17 protein-coding genes and 1 tRNA gene are annotated in these 21,850 nt (G+C 66.9%); 8 read left to right on the top strand and 10 right to left on the bottom strand.

Translation table 11 applies throughout. The features are described 5' to 3' along the window. Positions 1–6: 6 nt before the first annotated feature. Positions 7–2,085 (bottom strand): putative bifunctional diguanylate cyclase/phosphodiesterase, encoded by a 2,079-nt coding sequence (locus tag DDF62_RS03255; protein WP_116487781.1) that lies wholly within the window; start codon positions 2,083–2,085, stop codon positions 7–9. 270 nt (positions 2,086–2,355) lie between these two features. Here DDF62_RS03255 and fdxA point away from each other — a divergent pair, with 270 nt between their 5' ends. The 3 genes from fdxA (at position 2,356) to DDF62_RS03240 (ending at position 4,576) form a co-directional block, all read left to right on the top strand. Further along, entirely contained in the window at positions 2,356–2,697 is a 342-nt protein-coding gene (gene fdxA, locus DDF62_RS03250) for a ferredoxin FdxA (RefSeq protein ID WP_058349269.1), read from the top strand. 316 nt (positions 2,698–3,013) lie between these two features. Continuing rightward, the gene (locus DDF62_RS03245; RefSeq protein WP_116487780.1) at positions 3,014–3,520 is read left to right on the top strand and encodes a CarD family transcriptional regulator; all 507 of its coding nucleotides are present in this window, start codon (positions 3,014–3,016) and stop codon (positions 3,518–3,520) included. Positions 3,521–3,757: 237 nt separating this feature from the next. Beyond that, entirely contained in the window at positions 3,758–4,576 is an 819-nt protein-coding gene (locus DDF62_RS03240; protein ID WP_133244882.1) for a hypothetical protein, read from the top strand. Positions 4,577–4,610: 34 nt separating this feature from the next. Here the strand turns inward: DDF62_RS03240 and DDF62_RS03235 are convergent, their stop codons facing one another. Further along, positions 4,611–5,687 carry a helix-turn-helix domain-containing protein gene (locus DDF62_RS03235; protein ID WP_116487778.1) on the bottom strand — a complete coding sequence of 359 codons (1,077 nt, stop codon included), beginning with the start codon at positions 5,685–5,687 and terminating at the stop codon, positions 4,611–4,613. Positions 5,688–5,837: 150 nt separating this feature from the next. Between DDF62_RS03235 and DDF62_RS03230 the strand changes: the two genes are divergently transcribed. Beyond that, entirely contained in the window at positions 5,838–6,254 is a 417-nt protein-coding gene (locus DDF62_RS03230) for a DUF1801 domain-containing protein (RefSeq protein WP_116487777.1), read from the top strand. Positions 6,255–6,427: 173 nt separating this feature from the next. Here DDF62_RS03230 and DDF62_RS03225 read toward each other — a convergent pair whose 3' ends face one another. Together DDF62_RS03225 and DDF62_RS03220 are read right to left on the bottom strand one after the other, a co-directional pair. Further along, entirely contained in the window at positions 6,428–7,750 is a 1,323-nt protein-coding gene (locus tag DDF62_RS03225; RefSeq protein WP_116487776.1) for a PepSY-associated TM helix domain-containing protein, read from the bottom strand. 85 nt (positions 7,751–7,835) lie between these two features. Then, a complete protein-coding gene (locus DDF62_RS03220; RefSeq protein ID WP_116487775.1) occupies positions 7,836–9,941 on the bottom strand; it encodes a TonB-dependent siderophore receptor in 2,106 nt (701 codons plus the stop codon). Positions 9,942–10,226: 285 nt separating this feature from the next. On the opposite strand from DDF62_RS03220, the gene DDF62_RS03215 reads away from it, so the two are divergent. After that, a complete protein-coding gene (locus DDF62_RS03215; RefSeq protein ID WP_208866818.1) occupies positions 10,227–12,431 on the top strand; it encodes a WD40/YVTN/BNR-like repeat-containing protein in 2,205 nt (734 codons plus the stop codon). Here DDF62_RS03215 and DDF62_RS03210 read toward each other — a convergent pair. From DDF62_RS03210 to DDF62_RS03200, 3 genes are all read right to left on the bottom strand, one after another. Beyond that, the gene (locus DDF62_RS03210) at positions 12,428–12,790 is read right to left on the bottom strand and encodes a DoxX family protein (RefSeq protein ID WP_116487774.1); all 363 of its coding nucleotides are present in this window, start codon (positions 12,788–12,790) and stop codon (positions 12,428–12,430) included. The genes DDF62_RS03215 and DDF62_RS03210 overlap by 4 nt on opposite strands. A gap of 122 nt (positions 12,791–12,912) precedes the next feature. Continuing rightward, a complete protein-coding gene (locus DDF62_RS03205) occupies positions 12,913–13,272 on the bottom strand; it encodes a response regulator (RefSeq protein ID WP_116487773.1) in 360 nt (119 codons plus the stop codon). Continuing rightward, positions 13,269–14,420, bottom strand: coding sequence for a sensor histidine kinase (locus DDF62_RS03200; protein WP_116487772.1), 1,152 nt, complete (start codon positions 14,418–14,420; stop codon positions 13,269–13,271). The genes DDF62_RS03205 and DDF62_RS03200 overlap by 4 nt, the downstream gene beginning before the upstream one ends. Before the next feature lie 274 nt (positions 14,421–14,694). On the opposite strand from DDF62_RS03200, the gene DDF62_RS03195 reads away from it, so the two are divergent. After that, positions 14,695–14,771, top strand: a tRNA-Arg gene (locus DDF62_RS03195). A gap of 65 nt (positions 14,772–14,836) precedes the next feature. Here the strand turns inward: DDF62_RS03195 and DDF62_RS03190 are convergent. Next, entirely contained in the window at positions 14,837–15,865 is a 1,029-nt protein-coding gene (locus tag DDF62_RS03190) for a tyrosine-type recombinase/integrase (RefSeq protein ID WP_116487771.1), read from the bottom strand. Positions 15,866–16,366: 501 nt separating this feature from the next. Further along, positions 16,367–16,936, bottom strand: coding sequence for a twin-arginine translocation signal domain-containing protein (locus tag DDF62_RS03185; protein WP_116487770.1), 570 nt, complete (start codon positions 16,934–16,936; stop codon positions 16,367–16,369). A 528-nt stretch (positions 16,937–17,464) separates the two neighbouring features. On the opposite strand from DDF62_RS03185, the gene DDF62_RS03175 reads away from it, so the two are divergent. Beyond that, positions 17,465–17,779, top strand: a complete 315-nt coding sequence (locus DDF62_RS03175; RefSeq protein WP_208866817.1) for a hypothetical protein — start codon at positions 17,465–17,467, stop codon at positions 17,777–17,779. 200 nt (positions 17,780–17,979) lie between these two features. Here DDF62_RS03175 and DDF62_RS26010 read toward each other — a convergent pair whose 3' ends face one another. Beyond that, complete coding sequence (locus tag DDF62_RS26010; protein WP_244286718.1) at positions 17,980–19,866, bottom strand: hypothetical protein; 1,887 nt, start codon at positions 19,864–19,866, stop codon at positions 17,980–17,982. Positions 19,867–20,664: 798 nt separating this feature from the next. Here DDF62_RS26010 and DDF62_RS03165 point away from each other — a divergent pair. Next, positions 20,665–21,783 carry a Fic family protein gene (locus DDF62_RS03165; RefSeq protein ID WP_116487768.1) on the top strand — a complete coding sequence of 373 codons (1,119 nt, stop codon included), beginning with the start codon at positions 20,665–20,667 and terminating at the stop codon, positions 21,781–21,783. Positions 21,784–21,850: the final 67 nt, after the last annotated feature.

Here is a 21,850-nt window from a genome sequence, read left to right as displayed (position 1 = left end):
TTCGCCCTACAGCGAGAACCCGGCCAGGAACTCCGGCGCCTTCTCCGGCGGCATCGGGCGGCTGAAGTGGTAGCCTTGCACCTGGTCGCAGCCATAGGCGGCCAGGGCTTCCAGCTGCTCGCGGTCCTCGACGCCCTCGGCGACCACCTTCATGCCCATCGAGCCGCCCAGGGTGATCACCGCCTTGACGATGGCGGCGTCCTCGGTGTTCTGGACGAAGCCCTTGTCGATCTTCAGCCGGTCGATCGGGAACTGCCGCAGGTTGGCCAGGCTGGCGTAGCCAGTGCCGAAATCGTCCAGAGCGATCATCACCCCGGCGGCGTGCAGCTTGCGCACCGTGTCGCTGACCACGTCCGAGGCCCAGCCCATATAGACCGTCTCGGTGACCTCGATGGTCAGGCGGTCGCACGGCACGCCCCAGCGCGCCAGGCGCTCCTGCACCTCCTCGGCCAGCCGCCCGGAGCGGAACTGCGCGGCCGAGATGTTGACCGCCACCCGGCCGAACTCGACGCCCGCGTCCAGCCAGGCGCGCATCTGCTTCAGCGCCGTCTCGAAGGCCACGTCGCCCAGCTTCAGCGAAAGGTCCTGATCCTCGAAGGCGGCCATGAACCGGTCGGGCGTCAGCACGCCCTGCTCGGGATGGGCCCAGCGCATCAGCGCCTCGAAGCCGGCCACCGAGCCGCTCTCCAGGTCGATCACCGGCTGGTAGTAGAGGATGAACTCGTCGGCCTCGATCGCCGCGCGTACGTCGCGCAGCAGCTCCAGCCGCTGTTCCAGGGCCGAGCGCATCGACGGGTCGAACAGGATCGAGCGGTTTCGCCCCTCGTCCTTGGCCCGATAGAGGGCGATGTCGGCGTTCTTGAAGATGTGGTGCGGGTCGGCGTCGGGATCGCCGTGCAGGGCCGCCCCGATGCTGGCGCTGACCGAGAAGCTGCGGCCGCCATGCTGGATCGGCTGGCGCAGCAGGTCCTGCAGCGACTTGATCGGCCGCAGCATGTCGCCCTCGCCGTGCAGACCGCGCAGGATCACCGCGAACTCGTCGCCGCCGAGGCGCGCCACGGTGTCGCCCGAGCGGAAGGCGTGGCGCAGCACGTCGGCCAGCCGCCGCAGCAAGGCGTCGCCGGCGTCGTGACCGAGGGTGTCGTTGATGTCCTTGAAGTGATCGACGTCGATCATGATCAGGCCGAAGATCTCGCCGGCCATCTCCGAGGCGTCGACCGCCTCCTGGAACTTGCGCTGGAAATAGGCGCGGTTGGGCAGGCCCGTCAGCGGATCGCGGAAGGCCAGGTTCTCGACCGCTTCGGTCTGCCGGCGGCGGTCGGTGATGTCCTTGAACAGGTTGACCAGCCGCTCGGGCTTGCCGTCGGCGCCCAGGAACCGCTTGCCCACCGAGCGCACCCAGGTCTCGACCCCGTCGTCGCGGTTGAGGCGGAACTCGAACACGGCGGCCTCGCCGTCGCGGCGGGCGCGCATGATCTGGGCCATGCGCTCGCGGTCGTCCTCGTGCACGATCTCCAGCGGATCGCGGTCGAACAGGCACCACTTCTCGAGTTCGAGGCAGGTGCCCGAGACATAGACCTCGCCGGTCTTCAGATCGACCTCGCGCACCATCAGGTCGTCGAGCTCCAGCGCCAGCTTCAGGCGCTGCTCGTTGCGCTCGGCCCGCAGCGCGGTCTGGGCGTAGCCGGTGACGTCGCGCGCGGTGACCATGACGGCGAAGATCACGCCCTCGTCGCTGCGGCAGGCGGCGAACTCGCTGCGCCAGATGCGCTGGCCGTCGTGGCCGGCCTGGGCGCGATAGCGCGAGAACGGCTCGCCCGTCGCCAGGCAGCGCTCCAGGCTCTCGACGTCCTCCAGGTTCATCAGGCAGCGGGCGAACGGCTCGCCGGGCTGCAGGCTGGGGGTCAGGTCCTCGTCGCGCCACTCGGGGCTGACGGCGACCAGCCGGCCGCTGCGGTCGATCAGGGCCGCGGCGAACGGGGCGTGCGCAACGAAGGCCTCGAACGAGGCCATTCGAAGCCGCAATTGCGCGTGGATGTCATCGGCCGCCATGGACGGCGCGGGCTTCAGGGCCATGGAGAGCATTCTGCTGTCGGCTTCCCGACGTTGTTCTTGGACGCGTCCTCAACCGCACACTGAAACGCTCTTCCATAAGAAAAGGTATCTTTCGACGAACGCCGTTGTGCATCGTCGGAAAGCCGACACGGAGCGGGATCGGCGACGATTTTGCCTGTCGCCCTGCGGGCGCCATGAGAAATCCTGCGGGCCTCGCACGCGGCGCCGCATTGACATTCGGCGCCGTCGCTCCGAAAACGCGGCCGCGTTACGTCCGTCCCAGAAAGCCGCCAAGTTCCGATGACCTACATCGTCACCGACGCCTGCATCCGCTGCAAGTTCATGGACTGCGTCGAGGTGTGCCCGGTGGATTGCTTCTACGAGGGCGAGAACACCCTCGTGATCAATCCGGACGAATGCATCGACTGCGGCGTCTGCGAGCCGGAATGCCCGGTCGACGCCATCAAGCCGGACACCGAGGACGACGCCGACGGCAAGTGGCTGCGGATCAACTCCGAATACGCCAAGGTCTGGCCGAACATCACCGTGAAGGGCGAGCCGCCGGCCGACCGCGCCGACTTCGAGCGCGAGACCGGCAAGTTCGAAAAGTACTTCAGCGAAAAGCCCGGCAAGGGCTCCTGATCCACGCAAAATCCGGCGTTTGGCGGTCTCTTTAGGGCCGCCATACCCCAGGTTGGGGTCGCAAGCCTTTCATGAGGCTGATTTTTATGCTATTGTCGCCCTCGACGTGACGGGTGCGGCCTCGCACCTGCATGTCTCGTGGAAGACGACAGCCGTTCCAACGGCTCGCCCGATCGAAGGCGAAGGGTGACTTAAGAGACACTCCAAATCCTGATCCGACTTGGCCCCGCCTCTCCGACGGACGGGTTGCTATCGCCTTTTGGAATGTTTGGAAACGGCGTTTTGGGCGCAAGCCCAATTTTATGAGGACGAACGAATGAGCAAGAGCGGTCTGGAATTCTCGGTCGGCGATCACGTCGTCTATCCCGCCCACGGCGTGGGGACGATCCAGGGCATCGAGACCCAGGAAGTGGCCGGGATGTCGCTCGAGGTTTACGTCATCACCTTCGACCATGAGAAGATGACCCTTCGTGTCCCAACCAAGAAAGCCAAGGTCGCCGGCCTGCGCCCGCTGGCCGAAGGCGACGTCGTCAGCCAGGCCCTGACCACCCTGAAGGGCCGCGCCCGCGTGAAGCGCACCATGTGGTCGCGTCGCGCCCAGGAATACGAAGCCAAGATCAACTCGGGCGACCTGGTGTCGATCGCCGAGGTGGTCCGCGACCTGCACCGCGCCGAGAACCAGCCGGAACAGTCCTATTCGGAGCGCCAGCTCTATGAATCGGCCCTGGACCGCATGGCTCGTGAAGTCGCCGCCATCGAGCGCATCGACCGCGAAGCCGCCATCGGCATCCTGACCAAGTCGCTGATCAAGACGGCCGCCTAAGGCTTCCTGAGCCTACGACGTTTTCGAAGACGCCCCCGGTTCCGCCGGGGGCGTTTTTCGTTGGAGAACGCCCCTTCCCTCCCGGGTTTCGACCATGCGTCTCAATCTGAAGCCGGCCTCGCCGATCCTGTTGCGACGGCCAGACCCCGGTGCAATTTCTGATTGATGAGGCCGTCAGCGCACGCTCGGCCTGACGCTGCGGAGCGTTTCCGCACAGCCAATCATTGGGGGGATCCGATGCCCGACGGAATGACGACGACCACGGCCGCGACCACGAGCGACAACCTGCTCGCGCAGGTCACCACCATCATGAAGCCGCTGGCGAACCACTGGCCCGGCAACGCCGAGGTCGGCGCCTGGGACTTCGGCTTTTCCGTCAACTGCAAGCCGATCTCCGTGCAGCCGGAAAACAGCAGCCAGGTCTACGACTACTTCCAGATCGAGCTGGTCGGCCAAAGCTCGCTGGCGACCGTCGGCAATCGGGCGCCCGCCGGCTACGGCCTGTATGTCACCTACGACGCGCCGACCGAGCCCCCGGCCGGATTGCAGCTGATCGCGGCCAAGCCGGACACCACGGTGGCGTCGACGACCTACGACGACAGCATCAGCTGGACCGCCACCGGCAGCTTCGGCTTCTCGAGCGAGGGCGGCATCTCCGTCTCGTTCGGCGGCTCCAAGACGATGACCCACTCGACGAGCACCACGGTTTCGGACCTCCAGATCCTCAACCGATCGCACGTGGGCCCTTCCGCGATCGGCCATTGGGAATACATCGTCGCCGCGGGCTCGCTGGAAGCCCAGGGCACGACGCCCCTGCTGGCCCAGATGCTGCTGTGCCGCCCGCATTCGGCCGATCCGCTGCAGATCCAGGTCGAGGTGTTCGCCTATTTCAACAACAAGGGGCTGGGCGAAAACCTCGACTGGACCGGGCTGAGCCAGGCTCTCACCGGGTTCGACGGCGACAATCTTCCGCCGCTCGAGAACGGCAATGCGCGCATCGCCATGCAATACACCCTGACGGTCGACGCCCCGCCGGCGCCGACGGCGGCGAGCTGATCCGCCAAAGGCCCCGCCGTCGCCGGCGGGGCCTTTACGCGTTCGACGCGGCGCGCCCCTGGAACGCCCTGATGTTCGCCGGCACCTCGGACGGAATGTCGAAGGCCGCATCGCCGGCCGCGCCGCCGCTCGCACGGACGGCCAGGGCCTGGGATCGGCAGGCGGAGGGCGTCATGCCGAACGTGGCGCGAAAGGCGCGCCCGGCCGCCGTATGGTTCTCGAAGCCCCATCGGCGCAGGACCGCCGCGATCGGCTCCCGCGCCAGGACCGGATCCGACAGGTCGCGGAAGGCGCCCGTCAGCCTGCGCCCGAGGATGTAGCGCCCGACGCCGCCATAGGGCTCGAACATCCTGTAGAGGGTCGGGCGGGTCACATAGAATTGGCCGGCGAGCGCGGCCGGGCCGAGGTCCGGGTCGCCGATGTCCCGGTCGATGCGCCGGCGGATGGCGCGGAACTGGCTCCTGCGCAGCTCGGCTCGGGTCGCCGCCCGGCTCTGGGTGTTGGCCCGGACGACCCCGGCCAGCAGGGCCGCGGTCGAGCGGCTCCACGCCAGCCCCTGCTCCACCGTCAACTCGGGACCGCGCAGCCACATCTCGTCCAGATGCTCGCGGACGGCGACGCCGGCCTCGCTGTCGCGGCGCAGCACCAGCCCGTGGACATCGCCCGCGTCCGCCAGCAGCGGCGACAGCAGGTCCCGCGCGACGATGGCCGACAGGTTGTCGATCCCGTCGGTGCGCAGGGCCGCCGGACGGGACAGGTCTAGCATGCAGATGTCGCCCGGCCGGACCTCCTGATCGGCGCCGTCCAGCGTCAGGACGAAACCGTGGCTGCGATAGTATTGGACGTGGAACTGGTCGACACCCGTCCGCGCGATGAGCTGGGGACCGCGGACCATGATCGACGCCGGTCCGCGCGACATGCCCAGCTTGATCGGGCCGTAGTCGTAGAGGGCGAAGTCCATGGCGTAGCCGGCGCGCCCGTCCGGCGACGACGCGTCCAGCTCGAACATCAGCGCCAGCAGCTCACGGCAGGCGGCGAAACTGTCGGCATAGTCGGCGCCGATATTGGCGGCCAGGTGCGGCAGGCGATCAGGCTGGACGTCGTGCGGCATGCTCCGCCCCCCGTGGCCAAGCTGTGGGTTCAAACCCTTTAGCGCGATCCGCCCGCGATCATTCGACCAGGCGTCTCAAACCGCGCCGACCCGGACCTTGGCAAGATGCTCGATCCCGCTCACTCTCGCCCGGCCGCACGGGAGCCCGCCATGGCCGCCGAACCCAAGACCCGCCCCACGGACGCCAGCGTCGACGACTTCCTGGACGCCTCGCCGCCGGCCCGCCAGGCCGACGCCCGCGCGGTGCGCGACCTGCTGAGCGAGATCGCCGGCGCGCCCGCGGTGATGTGGGGGCCCTCGATCGTCGGCTTCGGATCCTATTCGACCGGTGGCCCCAAGCCGATGGACTGGCCCCTGCTGGGCTTCTCGCCGCGCAAGACCGAGCTGGTGCTCTACTTCGCCTCCGACTTTCCCGAGCGCGAGGCGCTGCTCGAGAAGCTCGGCAAGCACCGCTCGGCCGTGTCCTGCGTCTACATCAAGCGTCTGGCCGACATCGACCTGACCGTCCTGCGCCAGATCGCCGAAGCCTCCGCCGCCTGGACCCGCGGCGGCCACACAAGCTGCTGAGCCTCCTTGCCCGTCATCCCGGCCGTAGCGAAGCGGAGAGCCGGGACCCAGGGCCGCCGCAGTGCTCTGGCCGCCTGACAGGAAGTAGACCGCATCGTCGCGCCCAGTCCCCTAGGTCCGGGATAACGGCTTCGCCGTTTCCGGGATGACGGCCATGGGGGCTTTGCCCCCCCTTAAGCCGGCTTTTTCCGCAGCACGCGGGCCCGGCGCTTCTTCAGCCAGATGACCACGCCGGTGACGCTGAGCGCGGCGACGACGAGGCCGGTCAGCGAGATCAGGATGCGGCCCGGAACGCCCAGGATCCGGCCCGAGTGCAGCGGGAACTGGGCCTGGACGAAGATGTCGGCCGCCGTGCCCTTCCACGGCAGGCGCTCGCCCAGGTAACGGCCGTCGGCGCCGTCGTAATAGAGGTAGGGCGGCCCCACGCCGCCGGCCCCGTGGTCGTCGCCCACCTTGTGGAAGGCCACGCCGTAGATGCCGTAGTGGGCCGAATAGAAGGCCCCGCCGACCGGGGCGGTGAAGCCGCGCGCCTGCGCGTCGGCCCGCGCCTTGGCGATGATCGTCTCGTAGGTCTGCCTGGGCAGGATCGGGTTGTCGTGGCTGGTCGGCACGCGGGTGTCGAACGGCGTCGGCGAGACCTTCGAGATCTTCGACATCACCGGATAGAACACCTCGCTGTAGAGGTTCAGCGAGAAGGCCGTGAAGGCCACGACGAACAGCACGCCCCACAGCCACAGGCCGAAGGCGCGGTGGATGTCGAAATTGATCCGGTAGGCGCTGGCCTTGGTCTTGATCTGCCAGGCCGGCTTCCAGCGGCTCCAGAAGCTCTTGGCCGGCTTGCGACCATTGGCGGCGCTGGCCGGCAGGGTCAGGTAGAAGCCGACGAAGCAGTCCAGCGTCCACAGCACCGCGATCCCGCCCAGCAGCCAGATGCCCCAGCGGTCGATGCCCCAGAACTCGGGAATGTGCAGCGTGTAGTGCAGTACGTAGAGGAACGAGACGAAGGTCTCGGTCTTGATCGGCCAGACCGCGCCCCACTCGCGCCGGCCCTGCTCGACGCCCGTCGCGGGGTCGACGAACACCTGATTGTAGCCCAGCTCGTAGTGCTTGCCGGTCTTGGGGTCCTGGCGGGCGTCGACGCCGATGGCCAGGGTCTCGCCCGGCTCGGCGACCAGCGGGAAGTACGAGACGATCACCCGCGGATCGCGCGCCTCGACCGCCTTGACGATGTCCAGGGTCGGCAGGGCCGGGCCATCGGTCCTGGCGTGCATCAGGTGCGGGTTGAGCACGTCGTCCAGCTCGTGGTCCCACGAGATCACCGCGCCGGTGACGCCGGAGATGAACAGGAAGCCGGCCATGATCAGACCCACCCAGCGGTGGATGAAGGTCAGGATCGGCCGCACGGCCGCGCGTACGGCCTTGGCTACGCCCGCGGCCTTGCGCACCGGCGGCGAGACGGGCGGCGCGTAGGGCGTGTCGAGATTGCGCGCGTCCATGAGGCCGCCTCCATCTGCTCGGAACCAAGCAGAGCCGGCGCGATCGCTCGCGCCGGCTCCTTGAGGATGTTTCTAGGAATGATTCTTAGAAGCGATAGTCAAGGCGAACCGACGCGTTGCGCGGCGCGGCGTAGTAGGCCTGCCCCCACATCACGCTGTTGAGGTACGACTCGTCGAACAGGTTGCGGACGTTGACCGTCAGCTTGATCTGGTCGGTCAGGTCGGCGCTGCCCATCAGGTCGACCACGGCGTAGGCCTTCTGGGTGACCACGAAGGTGTCGAGGCCCGAGATCTCGTCCTGCCAGCGCAGCGAGGCGCCCACCTTGGCGTTGCGCCATTGCGGGAAGCTGTAGGTGGTCGAGACCTTGAGGCTCTTGCGCGGCAGGAAGGTGCGGGCGTCCTCGCCGTCCTTGTCCTCGAGCGACAGCTGGGTCCAGCCGCCGCTGACCTGCCAGCGGTCGGTGACCATGCCGCTGATCTCCAGCTCGTAGCCCTTCGAGGTGGTGTCGACGCCCGTGTAGTAGGTGAAGCCCACCGGGCCGGGATCGCCCGCGCCGAACGTGCCGGCGGCGGTCGCCAGGTTCTGCTGCTCGACCTTGAACACCGCCGCGCTGACGTACAGCTTGCCGCCGAACCACTCGCTCTTCACGCCCGCCTCGAAGCTTTCGCCCTGCACCGGATCGAGCTTGCGGTTGCTCGCGTCGACCTCGGCCTGCGGATTGAAGATGTCGGTGTAGCTGCCGTACAGCGACACGTGCGGCGTCAGGTCGAAGACGAGGCCGGCATAGGGGCTGGTCTTGGACACCGTGCGGCCCTGGTCGACGCCGTACGATATGCCCGACGTCTTCTGCTCGACGGCGTTGAAGCCCACCACGCCCTTCAGGCGGTCGGTGAAGTTCAGGTGCGCGGCGCCGAACACGCGGGTCAGGCGATCCTTGATCTGGGCGGCCGAGTAGAGGTCGGTGTAGGTGGTCGGCTCGGCGACGCTGCCCCAGTCATAGACCGACGGATAGGCCGGATAGGTCGCGCCCGACGAGGCGAAGTCCTCGCGGGTCTGCTCGGCGTAGCTGGCGCCGAACACCAGCTGGTGGCTGCGGCCGAACAGCGAGACCGGGCCGTTGAAGGTCAGGTCCGCGAGGTCCTGCTTGGACTCCGACGGGTAGTGGCCGACGAAGCCGCCGATGCCCAGGCCCGTGGTCTTGTCCGGATAGCCCGAGGCGTAGAGCAGCTTGGCGTTCTGCTCGACGTCCTTGTGGGTGTAGGTGGCCTTGGCGACCCAGTCGTTGTCGAACAGGTAGCTGGCCTCGACGAAGGCGGTCTTGTCGTTGACGTCCCAGTAGGACCAGTCGGCCGAGGTGCTGGCCGAACGCTTCCAGGGGATGCGCGAGCCGTCCGAGAAGCTCAGCGGCAGCGCGCCCCACAGCACGCCGGTGGCAAGGTTGTCCTGCTGCGAATAGCCGCCGGTGACGTTCAGCTTCGGCGTCACGTCCCACGACAGCACGCCGTAATAGACGTTCCGGTTGACCTTGTAGTGGTCGAGATAGGAGTCCCGGTCCTGGTTGGCGTAGATCAGCCGGCCCGACAGCGTGCCCGAGGCGTTCAGCGAGCCGGAGACGTCGGCCTCCAGGCGCTTGTCGTTCCAGGAACCGTACTGGGCCGCGGCCGAGGCCTGGAAGCCGGCGATCGGGCGCTTGCGGATGTAGTTGACGGTGGCCGACGGATTGCCGACGCCGGTGGTCAGGCCGTTGACCCCGCGCACCACGTCGACCCGGTCGAACAGGATGGTGTCGATCTCGCCGTACTGGATGCCCCAGTTCAGCGGCAGGCCCACGCCGTCGACCTGGAAGTTGGTCACGTCGAAGCCGCGGGCGTTGAAGTAGGTGCGGTCGGTCTCGACCCGCTCGACATTGATGCCGACCACGCGGTCCAGCAGGTCGGTGACGCTGGTCAGGCCGAAGTCGCGGATCTGCTGCTGGCCGACGATGGTCATCGACTGCGGCGTCTCGCGCAGGCTGAGATCCAGGCCGGTCGCGCCGGTGGAGCGAGCGCGGGCCCCGGTCACCACCACCCCGTCCACGTTGCTGTCCGCCGTCGCTTCGGCCGCCGGAGCCTCGTCGGCATGGGCGGCGGCGGCCAGGACGGCCGGGCTCAGCGCGGCGGCCAGAAGAAGGGCGCGGAAGGTGCAGGGCATTGGGCTCTCGCGATAACGATAATGACTCGCAAAAGCGAATAGGCGCAGCCATCACCGCCTGTCAAACGCGGCCGAAACGGCTTAGCGAATTGAGCTGAGGTTGCGTCATTTCGGCCACGGCACGGCAAGGTAGAGCTTGGTTAGCGCTACCAATTGGGGCTGGCGAAACGTGTCGACCGCATGCCAAACCTTGCTGGAACAGTACGCTTGAGCATCAGGGCCGACATGTCTTTCAACATTCCGACACGCCGCGCGACCCTTTCTGGCCTCCTGCTCGCGACGAGCATGACAGCGCTGCCTTTCGGCGCGGCGGCCGCCACTCGCGCCCTGCCCTATCGCTGGCGCAACGTCCGGGTCGGCGGCGGCGGCTTCGTGCCCAACGTGGTGTTCAGCCGCGTCGAGAAGGGCCTGGCCTATCTGCGCTCCGACATGGGCGGGGCCTATCGCTGGCAGGCCTCGCAAGAGCGCTGGATCCCGCTGCTCGACGACCAGGCCCAGGGCAGCTGGCAAGGCGTCGAGAGCGTCGCGCCCGATCCGCTTGACCCGAACGTCGTCTACCTGGCCTGCGGCATGGGCCGCCCCGACCCGGCCGCCATCCTGCGCTCGGACAATCGCGGAACCGACTGGACCGTCTTTCCCGTCCCCTTCCGCATGGGCGGCAACGAGGACGGCCGGGGCCTGGGCGAGCGCCTGGCCATCGACCCCAACGACACCCGCACGCTCTATTTCGCCTCGCGCCACGACGGCCTGCAGGTCAGCCGCGACCGGGGCGCGACCTGGACCAAGTCGGCGAGCTTCCCGCTGCCGGGCCTGGGCCTCAACGCCCGCCCCGCCCCGACGCACGGCGGCCTGTCGTTCGTGATCTTCGATCCGCGCGGCGGCAAGCCGGGCGGGGGCTCGAGGACGATCTTCGTCGGCGTCGCCGACCCGTCCGAGCATCACCTGTGGCGCAGCGACGACGGCGGCGCCAGTTGGAAGCCGATCCCCGCCCCGCACGCCTACCTGGCCTGCAAGGCGGCGCTGGACCAGGAGGGCCGGCTCTACGTCACCTATTCCAGCGGCATCGGCCCGTCGAACGTGGCCGACGGCGCGGTCTGGCGGCTCGACACGGCGACCAACGCCTGGACCGAGATCACCCCGGCCAAGCCCCTGCCCCAGCGCGGCGGCGGCTTCATGGGCGTGGCGGTCGACGGCGACGGCGCGGTGGCGGTGACCAGCCTCAACCGCTGGAACCCGCACGATGCGCTGTGGCGCTCCACCGACCACGGCGCGACCTGGACCGACCTCTATCCCGACGCCCGCCGCGACGTGACGACGACGCCGTTCCTCTACTGGGGCGAGCCGCGGGCCGACTTCGGCTGGTGGATGGCGGGCCTGGCCATCGACCCGTTCGACCCCGACTTCGCCTGCTACACCACCGGCGCGACCATCTACGCCACGCGCGAGTTCACCAAGGCCGCCGCGGGGCGCCCGACCACCTGGTTCCCGTGGGTGGAGGGCATCGAGCAGACGGCGATCATCACCCTGACCAGCCTGCCGGAAGGCCCCCAACTGCTCAGCGGTTTCGGCGACATCTCCGGCTTCGCGCACGACGACCTGTCCGTCTCGCCGAGCGACCAGTTCACCACGCCGGTGTTCGGCAACACCAACTTCATCGACTACGCCGGCGGCAAGCCCGCGATCGTCGTGCGCAGCGGCACGCCGCACCAGCGCCACGGCGGCCCGACCCTGGCCTGGTCGGGCGACCACGGCCGGACCTGGGCGCCGATGACCGCCCCGCGCATCCCAAACGCCCCGCCGCCGCCCGGCCAGGGCCGTCGCGGGCCCGACCCGCACGACGACGCCGCCATCGTCGTCAACGCCGACGGCTCGGTGTTCATGGTCATGACCGCCCAGGCCCAGGTCACCCGCGACCGGGGCGCGACCTGGACCGCCTGCCAGGGCCTGCCGCCCTGGGTCCGCCCCGTGCCCGACCGCGTCGATCCCCAGCGCTTCACCGCCATCGACACCCAGACCGGCAAGCGCTTCCTCAGCACCGACGCCGGCGCCGGCTTCGCCCCGGCCCCGACGCGCGGCCTGCCGGCCGACCTCGCCGCCGACCAGGTGACCTGGCGCGAGATCCCCTGGCCGCTGAAGGCCGTTCCCGGCAAGGCCGGCCACCTGTGGTTCGTCTCGACGCAGGGCCTCTATCGCTCCACCGACGGCGGCGCCCGCTTTTCCCGGATCGACGGCGGCGTGCAGGTCGACCAGCTCGACCTGGGCGCCCCGCCGCCCGGAAAGGCCCATCCGGCCCTCTTCGCCATCGGCCGCAAGGACGGCGCCAGGGCCATCTGGCGCTCGGACGACGAGGGCAAGAGCTGGGTACGCGTCAACGACGGCCGCCACGAATACGGCCGCCGCTTCCGCTGCCTGGCCGCCGACATGCGGGTGTACGGTCGCGTGTACGTGGGCACGGACGGGCGCGGGATCGTCTACGGCGAGCCGGGCTAGGCGCGTCCGCTGCGCAGCGCGCCCCAGCCGGCCAGCACCGACAGGGCCAGCACGGTCAGCGGCGGCGGCAGGTGGCCCCAGTCGCGGTGCAGCAGCACGGTCAGCACCGCCGCCCCCATCACCGTCGCGGCCAGCCCCGCGCCGACCGGCCGCGCACGCCGCCAGGCCAGCAGCCCCGCCGCCGCCAGCTCCAGGACGCCGGTCACGACATGGAACCAGTCCGGATAGCCCCAGCGCCGGTAGCTTTCGGCGATGTCGGGCGGCGCCAGCAGGTTGCCGACCGCTCCGAACACGAAGAAGGCGGCCAGCAGCCAGGCCAGGACGGGAACCCAGCGCGGGCGTTGCAGGGAAAAGGACATGGCGTCGGCTCCGGATGCACGGCTCCCCCGTGGGAGCCCCTTGACCGACGAAGCCTCTAGAACCTCAACCGTGGTTGAGGTCAACGCGAGCGGAGCGCCCGCGGCTACTTAAGGACGGCCCGTCAGGCCGCCTGGCCGAACCCGTGCACGGCGTCGCGCAGGTGGCCGAAGTTGATCGGCTTGGACAGCACCGTCACGTCCTCGAAGCCCTTGCGCGGCAAGGCCCCGTAGCCGGTGGCGAAGACGAACGGCACGCCCTTGGCCCGCAGGGCCTCGGCCACCGGAAACACCATCTCGCCGCCGATGTTGATGTCGAGCACCGCCCCGTCCAGCGGCGGCTTGCCGTCGTCCAGATAGGCCAGGGCCTCGCCCACCGCGCCGAACGAGCCGGAGACCTCGCAGCCGAGATCGGTCAGCAGGTCCTCGACCATCATGGCCACCAGGGCCTCGTCCTCGACGATCATGATCCGACGCCCGCTCATGCCGCCGCCAGCCTTTGCGAGAGAGGCGCGCGGAAGGTGAAGGTCAGGCCTTCGGGCGCGAAGTCCAGAACGGCCGCGCCGCCCAGGTCGCGCGACAGGCCCCGGCGGATCAGCCGCGAGCCGAAGCCTTCGTCCTTGGGTTCCGGGGGCGCCACCGGCGGGCCGCCGCGCTCGCGCCATTCCAGCACGAAGGTGGGATGCGCGCCCCCTTCGCCCTCGATACGCCAGGCCACCGACACCGCGCCGGTCGGGACCGACAGGGCCCCGTACTTGGCGGCGTTGACGATCAGTTCGTGCAGCGTCATGTGCACGGCCACCGCCGCCTCGGGCGTGATCTCGATCGGCGGTCCCTCGACCACGAACCGGCCGTCCTCCAGCCCGCCGAACGGGCGCATGGCCGCGGCCAGGATCTCGCGCAGGTGGGCCTTGCCCCAGGCCTGCTTGGTCAGCAGCTCGTGGGCCTGCGACAGGGCCAGCAGGCGCGACTCGAACGACTCGTTGAAGGCCTGCGGCGAGGCGGCCGTGCGCAGGGTCTGGCTGGCGATAGACTGCACCGAGGCCAGGGTGTTCTTCACCCGGTGGTCCAGTTCGCGCATCAGGAAGGTGCGCCGCTCCAGCTCCTTGTTCAGCGAGGCGTGCAGCCGGCCGCTCTCCAGGGCCGCGGCGGTGGCGCGGGCCATCACCTGCAGCTTGGCCACGATCTCCGGCGGCGGCGTGTGCTCCTTGGCCCAGTAGGCGCCCAGGGCCGCGATCGGGTCGCGGGTGCGCACCGGCGTCATCACCAGGCTTTTGACGAAGGTCGGCCGGTAGGCGTCGTGCGGGATTCGGTCGTCCTGGTAGATGTCGGGGATCACCACCGTCTGGCGGTTCAGCATCGACCAGCCCGAGATGCAGGCGGTCAGCGGGAAGCGCTTGCCCTTCCACAGCGGGCCGATCGCGTCCTCGTCCAGGTACCAGCAGCAGTCGTTGTCGCGCAGCACGAAGGCCACGCCGTCGGCGCCCGAAATTCGGCGCGCAGAAGAGCGGACCACCGCGGCCACCTCGTCGATGGTCCGGGTCGCCGAGAGCTCCTCGATCGTTTCGACCAGAGTCAGGAGGGCTGAATCGTCTTCGCCGTCCGACAGGTCGTGCTCGGCCATATCCAACATACGAAAGGACGCTCGCGGATCCACTGGGACGCGAGCCTAACACGCGCCGGGGGGACAACAACAAGAGGCGTGACGACGCACGCATCTACTCACGGTTGCCGGGAAGGTTAACAGAGTCTTCCAGACGACCCACAGTCGAACGAGATCAAGGCTTTGAAGCGGCGCCGTGCGATGTTTCCGCCCCACGCCCTTGCGACAATCCGCCGCGCCGCCGCGACGCTCAGGCTTCGCACCCGGCGCAACATGCGCTATGCACCCTCTCCGCCGCGCACGCGGCCCGGTAGCTCAGCAGGATAGAGCAGCGCTTTCCTAAAGCGAAGGTCGGGGGTTCGAGTCCCTCCCGGGCCGCCATGCGCGGAAAATCCTTCATATTTCTCAAATGGTTGATCGATTTTTTGTCTAACTCGCGTGGGCGGTTAGACATTTCGGGCTTCCTGAACCTTCCGCATCGCCGCCTCTGCGCTCATCCGCTGATCCACTGCGCGCGTGTATCGTTCGATCTCCTTTAGCGACTTGTGGCCAGTTATCGCTGCAATCTGGTGAGGTGTGCAGCCTGCCTCAGCAAGGCGACGCGCAGCTGCCTTCCGAAGGCCATGCGCGCTACAGCCTGCGGGTAGACCGGCACGCTCAGCCGCAGCGGAAATCCAGTTCCCGAAGCCCTTCGCGCTAAAGGGCTCCCCATACTGCGTGGTGATCAGACTCGGATGGATGCCGCCACAACGATCAAGCGACGCACTGAGCGCAGGGTGTATCGGGATTTCCAACCGTTCGTCAGTCTTCTGCTGCTTCAGCCGGATTATGCTGCCCCCAACCTGGCTACGCGTCATGGTGCGAACATCTGCACTCCGCTGCCCTGTGTAGAGCAGCAGATCAAAAGCTAAGCGCTCTCGTGTTCCGACCGGCCATCGCTTCTCAAATTGAGCGATCTCGCCATCTGTCCAACTGTGAAAGCCATCGGAACGATAGATCAGCTTCTTCACGCTATCGGCCGGATTGTCTGACCGCCACCCCCTCGATTGCGCGAAGCTCATGAGAACCCGAAGTACGCGCAATAGGTTGTTCGCTGCCGCCGGTTGGTCAGCCTTGAGATCCATCATCCGCGCTATGTGAGAGCTCTTAAGGTCATTGACCCGCTTGGCGCCGTGAGCGCTCCGAAATCGCTCGATCTCGCCTCTGTAGGCCGTCTGCGTGGCTGGTCGGAGGAGCTTCCAGCCGGATGACTGATAGTAAGCGACGATCAGGGAATTGAATGTCCCTGGGCTCGTGCGATCGCTGCCAATCTGGCGCGATTGCCCCTTGAGGGCCGCAAAATACCAAGACCACCAGCCGGGAGTATCGTAGACCGCTGTCGTCTGGGTTTCGTCGTGCCCTCTCTTACGAAATCGCCAACGGACCTTGCCGTGACGATCAGCATACTTGCTGACATATGGCGGGCGCTTCTTCATCCGAATTCTAGATCGAAGTCGTTCGTCGCAAGTCCAACAAGCACGCCTTTGTCACGATCTAGCAGTAGACGGACCTCGCCTCGGGCCCCCAATACAATTTCGGTTGGCTCAAAGCCCCCTGCCCGCGCACCCTTGAGTATTTTCTCCAACTGCTTCGGCGTCAGAAAACTACGATGAATTTTCTGAGGTAGTTTTCTCGTGCGAGCAGCCTCAGTCGTTCGATTACCATCAACAACCATACTCTGCCGAAAGGCCCGGCGAGACGGCGCGGACGAATGCACAAGCCTGTAGTCGGTCGGAAATGCCGAGCCCATCACCGTTCGCTCCAAGCGATGTGGGCGCTTAGTTTTCGCGCCAGTCAGAACTGCCTCAATCGCCCTTAGAGCGCGATTGACCGCAGCTCCGACCCTTTGGGGCCATTTGCGCGACGTCAGATACACCGAGAGCGGCATTAGAGACCCTTCCTCAGGTCAGCGGCTGAACGGATGCACATCCGCTAGTTCATGCACTTCCGTCCCTACCGGCCCGCACCGACCATTCAATCCAGCCCTCCAACACGAGGGGACGATTGCAGTCCGGGCAGCGCATGGCGGCGAGATCACGGACGGCGCCGGCCAGGACCAGGTGCGCCGGCTCATTGTCCTCGGGGTCGACCAGCCGGGCCGCTGCGGCCACCTTGGCGGCGATCTCTGTTGGGGTGGCAGCGGCAACCTTGGGCAAGGCCTCGGTGAGCTCATGCCGCTGGCGAAAGAGGTCCGGGAGCATGGCGTCTATGCGAGCCATTTCCTGGCCCTGCGGCAACGCGAGCTGCTGCTCCTCGGTGAGATTGAGCCAGTTGTGGTTATCGAAGACGTCGCTCTCCAGATCGGCCCAGCGGTTCACGAGCCGGCAGATACGAAGGTCGAGGGCGACGAAGGTCCCCAAGCGGGTCAGAGCGCTGTCGGCGGGGAGCAAGGCGGGAGCGCCGCCGCCGACGGCCACAGGTGCGGCCGCCGCCGCGCCCATCACGGATCGTCTGGTGAGATCAGGCAGGCGCGCACGGTCGCCGCCCGTCTTTCGACGCGAGCCCATGGTCAGAATCCTAAAAGTGCGATTATCATTTTCATATCACAGCGGCGCGCCGAGATCAACACAAAACGATCTCATAAGATCAGAAAGTGACAATTTGTGCTTACTGCAGAGCAGATCAAGGCTGCGCGAGCGTTAGTCGATTGGAGTCAGCCGCAGCTAGCCGAGGCGTCGGGTCTGTCCATGCCGACCATCCGCCGCATGGAAGGTCCTCTTGGTCCTGGTCGCAGCACGGCCGGTAACGTCGAAGCTGTTCGGCGCGCCTTGGAGGGGGCCGGCGTCGTCTTCATGGAAGCCGGAGAGACAAAGCCAGGCGGCCCGGGTGTCCGCCTCAAGGCTTAGCGGTTAAGCCGCTTGCTGCTTGCTTTCGGCCGTGAGGAATTGCCTGCTCCGATGGGCCTGACGGCCATCAGGCTCGCCCGCCTTGCGTCCACTAGCCACCCCGGGACGCAGTGCGAGCGTGCACCTTCCCACACGTGCTCAGCACCCGTCATGTGACATTCCGCACAAACTCCGACCAGCCGAGTTGCAATGGTCAAGCTTAGCTTCACCATTGAGGATGTCACTTTGCTCAGAACGTTCCTGATTGCGACAGCTCTCGTCGCGATGATCCCCGCTGGCGCAACCGCTGCACCAAAGCTTTCAGATGCGCAGATCAAGAAGGCGATCATCCAACAATCGATCGCCAACTACCCGGGAAGCTGCGCCTGCCCCTACAACACCGCTCGGAATGGTAGCTCGTGCGGTGGCCGTAGCGCCTACAGCCGTGGCGGCGGCTACGCTCCCATGTGCTATCCATCTGATGTCAGCAAGGCTGAGGTTGATGCGTATCGGCGCGGAAACTGATCGTCGATCCCGCTACGCGACTATGCGCCAACGGCGATGCCTCCCGTTTCTTGGGTCCTGAAGTTGATTTGGGCGGCCCAGTAGGGCCGCCCTCCATTTCATCATGCTTGCTTGGTTTGCGCCTTGGCCGTCGGTGGAGCAGCCTTAGCCTTGCAGTCAGCTAGGCCCAATTCCGGCTAGTGAAGGCCGGCGGCTCGACCTCAGCTCCCCCAAACCTGATTGAGCACCTGCGCCACGAGGGCGGCCTTATCCTGCGGCAGGAACCGGCCGTAGTGCTCGGCTATGGTGTCGGGCGTGTCCTGGATGGCGTAGCTGGCCTGCTCGTAGGAGCCGGTCTGCTTGAGGACGTGGGTAGCCAGCACGTCGCGCACATTGTGCGACCCGTGCGGCAATAGCCCCTCGATCGCGCCTTTGCCAGTGTAGGGGTTGTAGATGCCGTAGCGCTGAATGATGGAGCGCCAAGCCTCATAGAACTTGTGCTGCTCGTAGGCGCCGCTGTTGCTCTTGTTCTTCACCGTCTTGACGAAGAAGGTTCGCGGATCGGGCTGGGCCTTCAGCAAGGCCTTCCGGTCCAGCCGCAGCCAGACGTCTATCTCGTCGTAGAGGCCCGACAGGTCCGGCAGGATCAGGCGCAGCGGGCTCTTCCTGAAAAAGGTCGATCCGGCGTTCTTGAAGGCCACGGCGGGCACGAAGACCTCCCAGCCGCCGTCTCGGTCGCTCCATCGCAGTTCGCCCCGCTTGAGGGCCTCTAGCTGGCGCTCTGGCGTTGGGCTGCGGCCACGGGGCGTGACGAGGAGCTGGCGCAGGTTCTTTTGCCGAAGCCCTAGATGCAGGCCCATGCGGATCATCAGATATCCCCGCGTCGCCTCGGCGGCCGCGACGGGGAAGCGGCGGCGATCGGGCCGGCGTCGGCGCACCTCCTCGGCGATCTTGCGATACTCCCCTAGTGGGCTGTCGGCCTCCAGGATGGTCAGGATCGGCTCGAACGGGTCGCGATGCACCCGGGCGACCCGATCGACCTCCTTGGCCCTGACGATGGCGTGCCGGTGGATCTTCTCGCAGACGCCTTCCCAATCCTGGGTCGCCGCCACGATGTCGGCCGGCGTGATGAGGCCTGCGATGGGCCGAAGATAGCCGGCCAGATGCGGCGACTGGCGAAGCCACCCTGTGCCCTGGCGCGTGAGGCCGGCGACGACGGTGAGCATTTCGCTTTCCCACCTTGTGAAGAACCCGCGCTTGATCTCTCGCCAGCGCAGATACCAATCCCACACAGCCGGGAAGAGCAGGACTGCGAAGGTCATGCAGCGGACAGGCGCGCCATACCCGCGAACCTCGCCCTCGGGACAGGCCGCCAGCGCTCCGAAGAGGAGCCCCAGGTGCTCCATCTTCTGGTTGGCGGTCTCGTCGTTCCAGACGCCGTTACGGCCACGGCCGCCGGTCGTCAGGGTCGCGGTCTTGAAGAGCCGCAGGTCCCTGGCCTCGGTATCGAGGATGATCGGCGCCCGCTCGGTCTGCACGGGCCTGCCAACCTCGGGCGCACCCTCGTCGGCCAAACGCTCCTCAAGCGGCCGGGGCTTGGGGAACGGCAGGGGCAAGGCGCCCTCGGAGAACCGGAACGAGAAGCGATGGAGCACCGCATTGGCGTGGTAGCGCCGATAGTCGGTGGCGCCGGAGATAATCACCGTACGCACCCAGGCCAGGATCTCCGCCCGCTTGGCCCTGGGGAGAAGGTCGAAGTCATCGGGCAGGTGCCCGGCCAGGCGCCGGCGCTCGACCAAGGAGAGCTTTTCCAGTCCGCCGCCGGTGATCATCCGGCCGGGGTGAGCGAGCTTCGAAGAGAAGTAGCCATCAGGCAGGCGATAGCGCCGCTCGATCGCCTTGAGCACGCGAAGGCCCGTGGCGCTGCGCGGCTCCTTGTCGCCGCGCTTCCATGTGTAGAGGGTCTGGGGATCGATCTTGAAGCCCTGGGCGGTGATCGCCTTGTGCAGTCGGTAGACGGTCTCGCCGTGCCGCGCGACGTGAAGCTGGAAGGCTTCAGCAAAGTCCTCGGGGTCTTCCCACTCGGTCGATAGGGGCTCGGGGTACATGACCACCGGCTGGCGCTTGTAGGGTCTCCTGGTCTTGGTTGGAGAGACCCCAGTCTCGATCGCTTGGGCCGCAGCGGCACCCGTGGGCGCGGTCTTGGGTTTAGGTGGCATAGGTTCGCACTGACGCGCGGAGCCATTCGTCCGCCGGGTAAAGACCCCCCACGCACGCCGCCCCCCTACCGGCCGGAAAAATTCAGCCGGGGCGTTGGCGGCTGGCCACAGGTCCGAGCCTACCCCCAGGTCGAAAGCGTGCTTTCATTACGGCTTAAGCCGCACGCCAAGCCCCAGCCGGGCGGCGGGCGGCCGGTCAAGGGGGGCCGAAGGCCATCGCCGTAGGCGACGGCGCTAGCCGCCCTTGAGGGGCTGCCCGTCGGCTGGCCCACCCCGGCGAAGCCGGTAAAGCACGAAGAAAATCAGCCGATTAGCTCGGGAATGGCGCCAACCTGGCGCCAGGTCCGAGCGCGTGGCGCCAAGCCGCCACACCGAAAAACGATGTGCAGACAATCACTTACGGCAGCCGACCCATGGGGTTGGCGCCGTAGCTTTATCTTGCCTTACGTCGAACCACCCTCTGCCAAAGCTCCTGCGCCCACTCTGCACTTCCACATCTCCAGTCGCCGCAGGCCGCACGGCTCCGCCGGGACGGACTGGCTAAGTCCTAGTGCTTAGGGAGGGACCAGAAGCGTCGCGGGAAACTTGGATGCGGAGATTAGACGGCATTATCTCCGCATAAATTGCGGAGAATAAGCTTGCTATGCCAGGAGCCAGCGCCCACACTTAGGCCGAAAGGCACGGGCTATGGCGCACTATATATACGACCGGGACGGTTGGCCGAACCTTGAATGGGACAAGGCGGCGCTGGCGGATCAGCTTGCTCATGTCCGCCATCGGCAAGGCCGTCTGCTCGGCCGGATGGATGCGTTGGGCTTCTCGCTGCGCGAGGAAGCTGCGCTTAGAACCCTCACGGAAGACGTCCTGAAATCCAGCGAGATCGAGGGTGAGATCCTCGACAAGGAGCAGGTTCGATCGTCGATCGCCCGGCGCTTGGGGATCGATATCGGGGCGCTCAAACCGGCTGATCGCCACGTTGATGGCGTAGTTGAGATGATGCTCGACGCCACCCAACGGTTCGATCAACCGCTGTCCGAGGAGCGTCTTCTAGGCTGGCATGCCTCGCTCTTTCCCACCGGATATAGCGGCCTTAGCAAGATCGTCGTCGGCGCCTGGCGCGATGAAACTGCTGGCCCGATGCAGGTGATTTCCGGGCCGATCGGGCGCGAGAAAGTCCACTACGAGGCGCCAGCGGCTGGTCGTTTGGCCGACGAAATGCGGGCCTTTCTGGGGTGGTTCAACGCCGATGCCGGGGACGATCCGGTCGTCAAAGCTGCGCTCGCCCACCTCTGGTTTGTCACCGTTCACCCGTTCGAAGACGGCAATGGCCGTATCGCCCGAGCGATCGCGGACATGGCGCTGGCGCGCTCGGACGGTAGCCCCCAGCGCTTCTACAGCATGTCTTCGCAGATCCGGTTGGAGCGGAAGGACTACTACGACACGTTAGAGGCGACGCAGAAGGGGGGCGTCGATGTCACGGGGTGGATCGCGTGGTTTCTGGGCTGTCTCGACCGGGCTTTTGATGGCGCCGAGGCCACGTTGGCGACGGTGTTGGCTGCCGCGCGTTTCTGGGAAACCCATGCTGGCGAGGCCTTCAATGAGCGTCAGCGGGCCATGCTTCAGCGCTTGCTGGCGGGCTTCGAGGGCAAGCTGACCTCGTCGAAATGGGCGACGATAACTAAGTGCTCTCAGGATACGGCCGGGCGCGATATCGACGACCTGGTTAGGCGTGGCGTGTTGATCAGGGATGCCGCTGGGGGGCGCAGCACGAGCTACTTGCTCGCGCTCTCCAAGGCACAGATGTGACTCACCAAGCCCTGCAACCGCATCATGAAAAGCCATCCTTCAGCTTAACCTATCATTTCGCTATGGA

The organism is Caulobacter radicis (assembly GCF_003094615.1).
Lineage (GTDB): Bacteria > Pseudomonadota > Alphaproteobacteria > Caulobacterales > Caulobacteraceae > Caulobacter > Caulobacter radicis.
Note: the sequence above shows the minus strand (reverse complement) of the source record. Positions and strands in the feature narration are given on the sequence as shown.

What these genes read in the sequence shown, in the direction of transcription:
- fdxA (WP_058349269.1), top strand. Translation starts at nt 2,356, where the DNA reads ATGACCTACATCGTCACCGACGCCTGCATCCGCTGCAAGTTCATGGAC.
- DDF62_RS03215 (WP_208866818.1), top strand. Translation starts at nt 10,227, where the DNA reads ATGACAGCGCTGCCTTTCGGCGCGGCGGCCGCCACTCGCGCCCTGCCC.
- DDF62_RS26010 (WP_244286718.1), bottom strand. Translation starts at nt 19,866, where the DNA reads ATGTACCCCGAGCCCCTATCGACCGAGTGGGAAGACCCCGAGGACTTT.
- DDF62_RS03240 (WP_133244882.1), top strand. Translation starts at nt 3,758, where the DNA reads ATGCCCGACGGAATGACGACGACCACGGCCGCGACCACGAGCGACAAC.
- DDF62_RS03255 (WP_116487781.1), bottom strand. Translation starts at nt 2,085, where the DNA reads ATGCTCTCCATGGCCCTGAAGCCCGCGCCGTCCATGGCGGCCGATGAC.
- DDF62_RS03200 (WP_116487772.1), bottom strand. Translation starts at nt 14,420, where the DNA reads ATGTTGGATATGGCCGAGCACGACCTGTCGGACGGCGAAGACGATTCA.
- DDF62_RS03210 (WP_116487774.1), bottom strand. Translation starts at nt 12,790, where the DNA reads ATGTCCTTTTCCCTGCAACGCCCGCGCTGGGTTCCCGTCCTGGCCTGG.
- DDF62_RS03225 (WP_116487776.1), bottom strand. Translation starts at nt 7,750, where the DNA reads ATGGACGCGCGCAATCTCGACACGCCCTACGCGCCGCCCGTCTCGCCG.
- DDF62_RS03190 (WP_116487771.1), bottom strand. Translation starts at nt 15,865, where the DNA reads ATGAAGAAGCGCCCGCCATATGTCAGCAAGTATGCTGATCGTCACGGC.
- DDF62_RS03220 (WP_116487775.1), bottom strand. Translation starts at nt 9,941, where the DNA reads ATGCCCTGCACCTTCCGCGCCCTTCTTCTGGCCGCCGCGCTGAGCCCG.
- DDF62_RS03175 (WP_208866817.1), top strand. Translation starts at nt 17,465, where the DNA reads ATGGTCAAGCTTAGCTTCACCATTGAGGATGTCACTTTGCTCAGAACG.
- DDF62_RS03245 (WP_116487780.1), top strand. Translation starts at nt 3,014, where the DNA reads ATGAGCAAGAGCGGTCTGGAATTCTCGGTCGGCGATCACGTCGTCTAT.
- DDF62_RS03165 (WP_116487768.1), top strand. Translation starts at nt 20,665, where the DNA reads ATGGCGCACTATATATACGACCGGGACGGTTGGCCGAACCTTGAATGG.
- DDF62_RS03205 (WP_116487773.1), bottom strand. Translation starts at nt 13,272, where the DNA reads ATGAGCGGGCGTCGGATCATGATCGTCGAGGACGAGGCCCTGGTGGCC.
- DDF62_RS03185 (WP_116487770.1), bottom strand. Translation starts at nt 16,936, where the DNA reads ATGGGCTCGCGTCGAAAGACGGGCGGCGACCGTGCGCGCCTGCCTGAT.
- DDF62_RS03230 (WP_116487777.1), top strand. Translation starts at nt 5,838, where the DNA reads ATGGCCGCCGAACCCAAGACCCGCCCCACGGACGCCAGCGTCGACGAC.
- DDF62_RS03235 (WP_116487778.1), bottom strand. Translation starts at nt 5,687, where the DNA reads ATGCCGCACGACGTCCAGCCTGATCGCCTGCCGCACCTGGCCGCCAAT.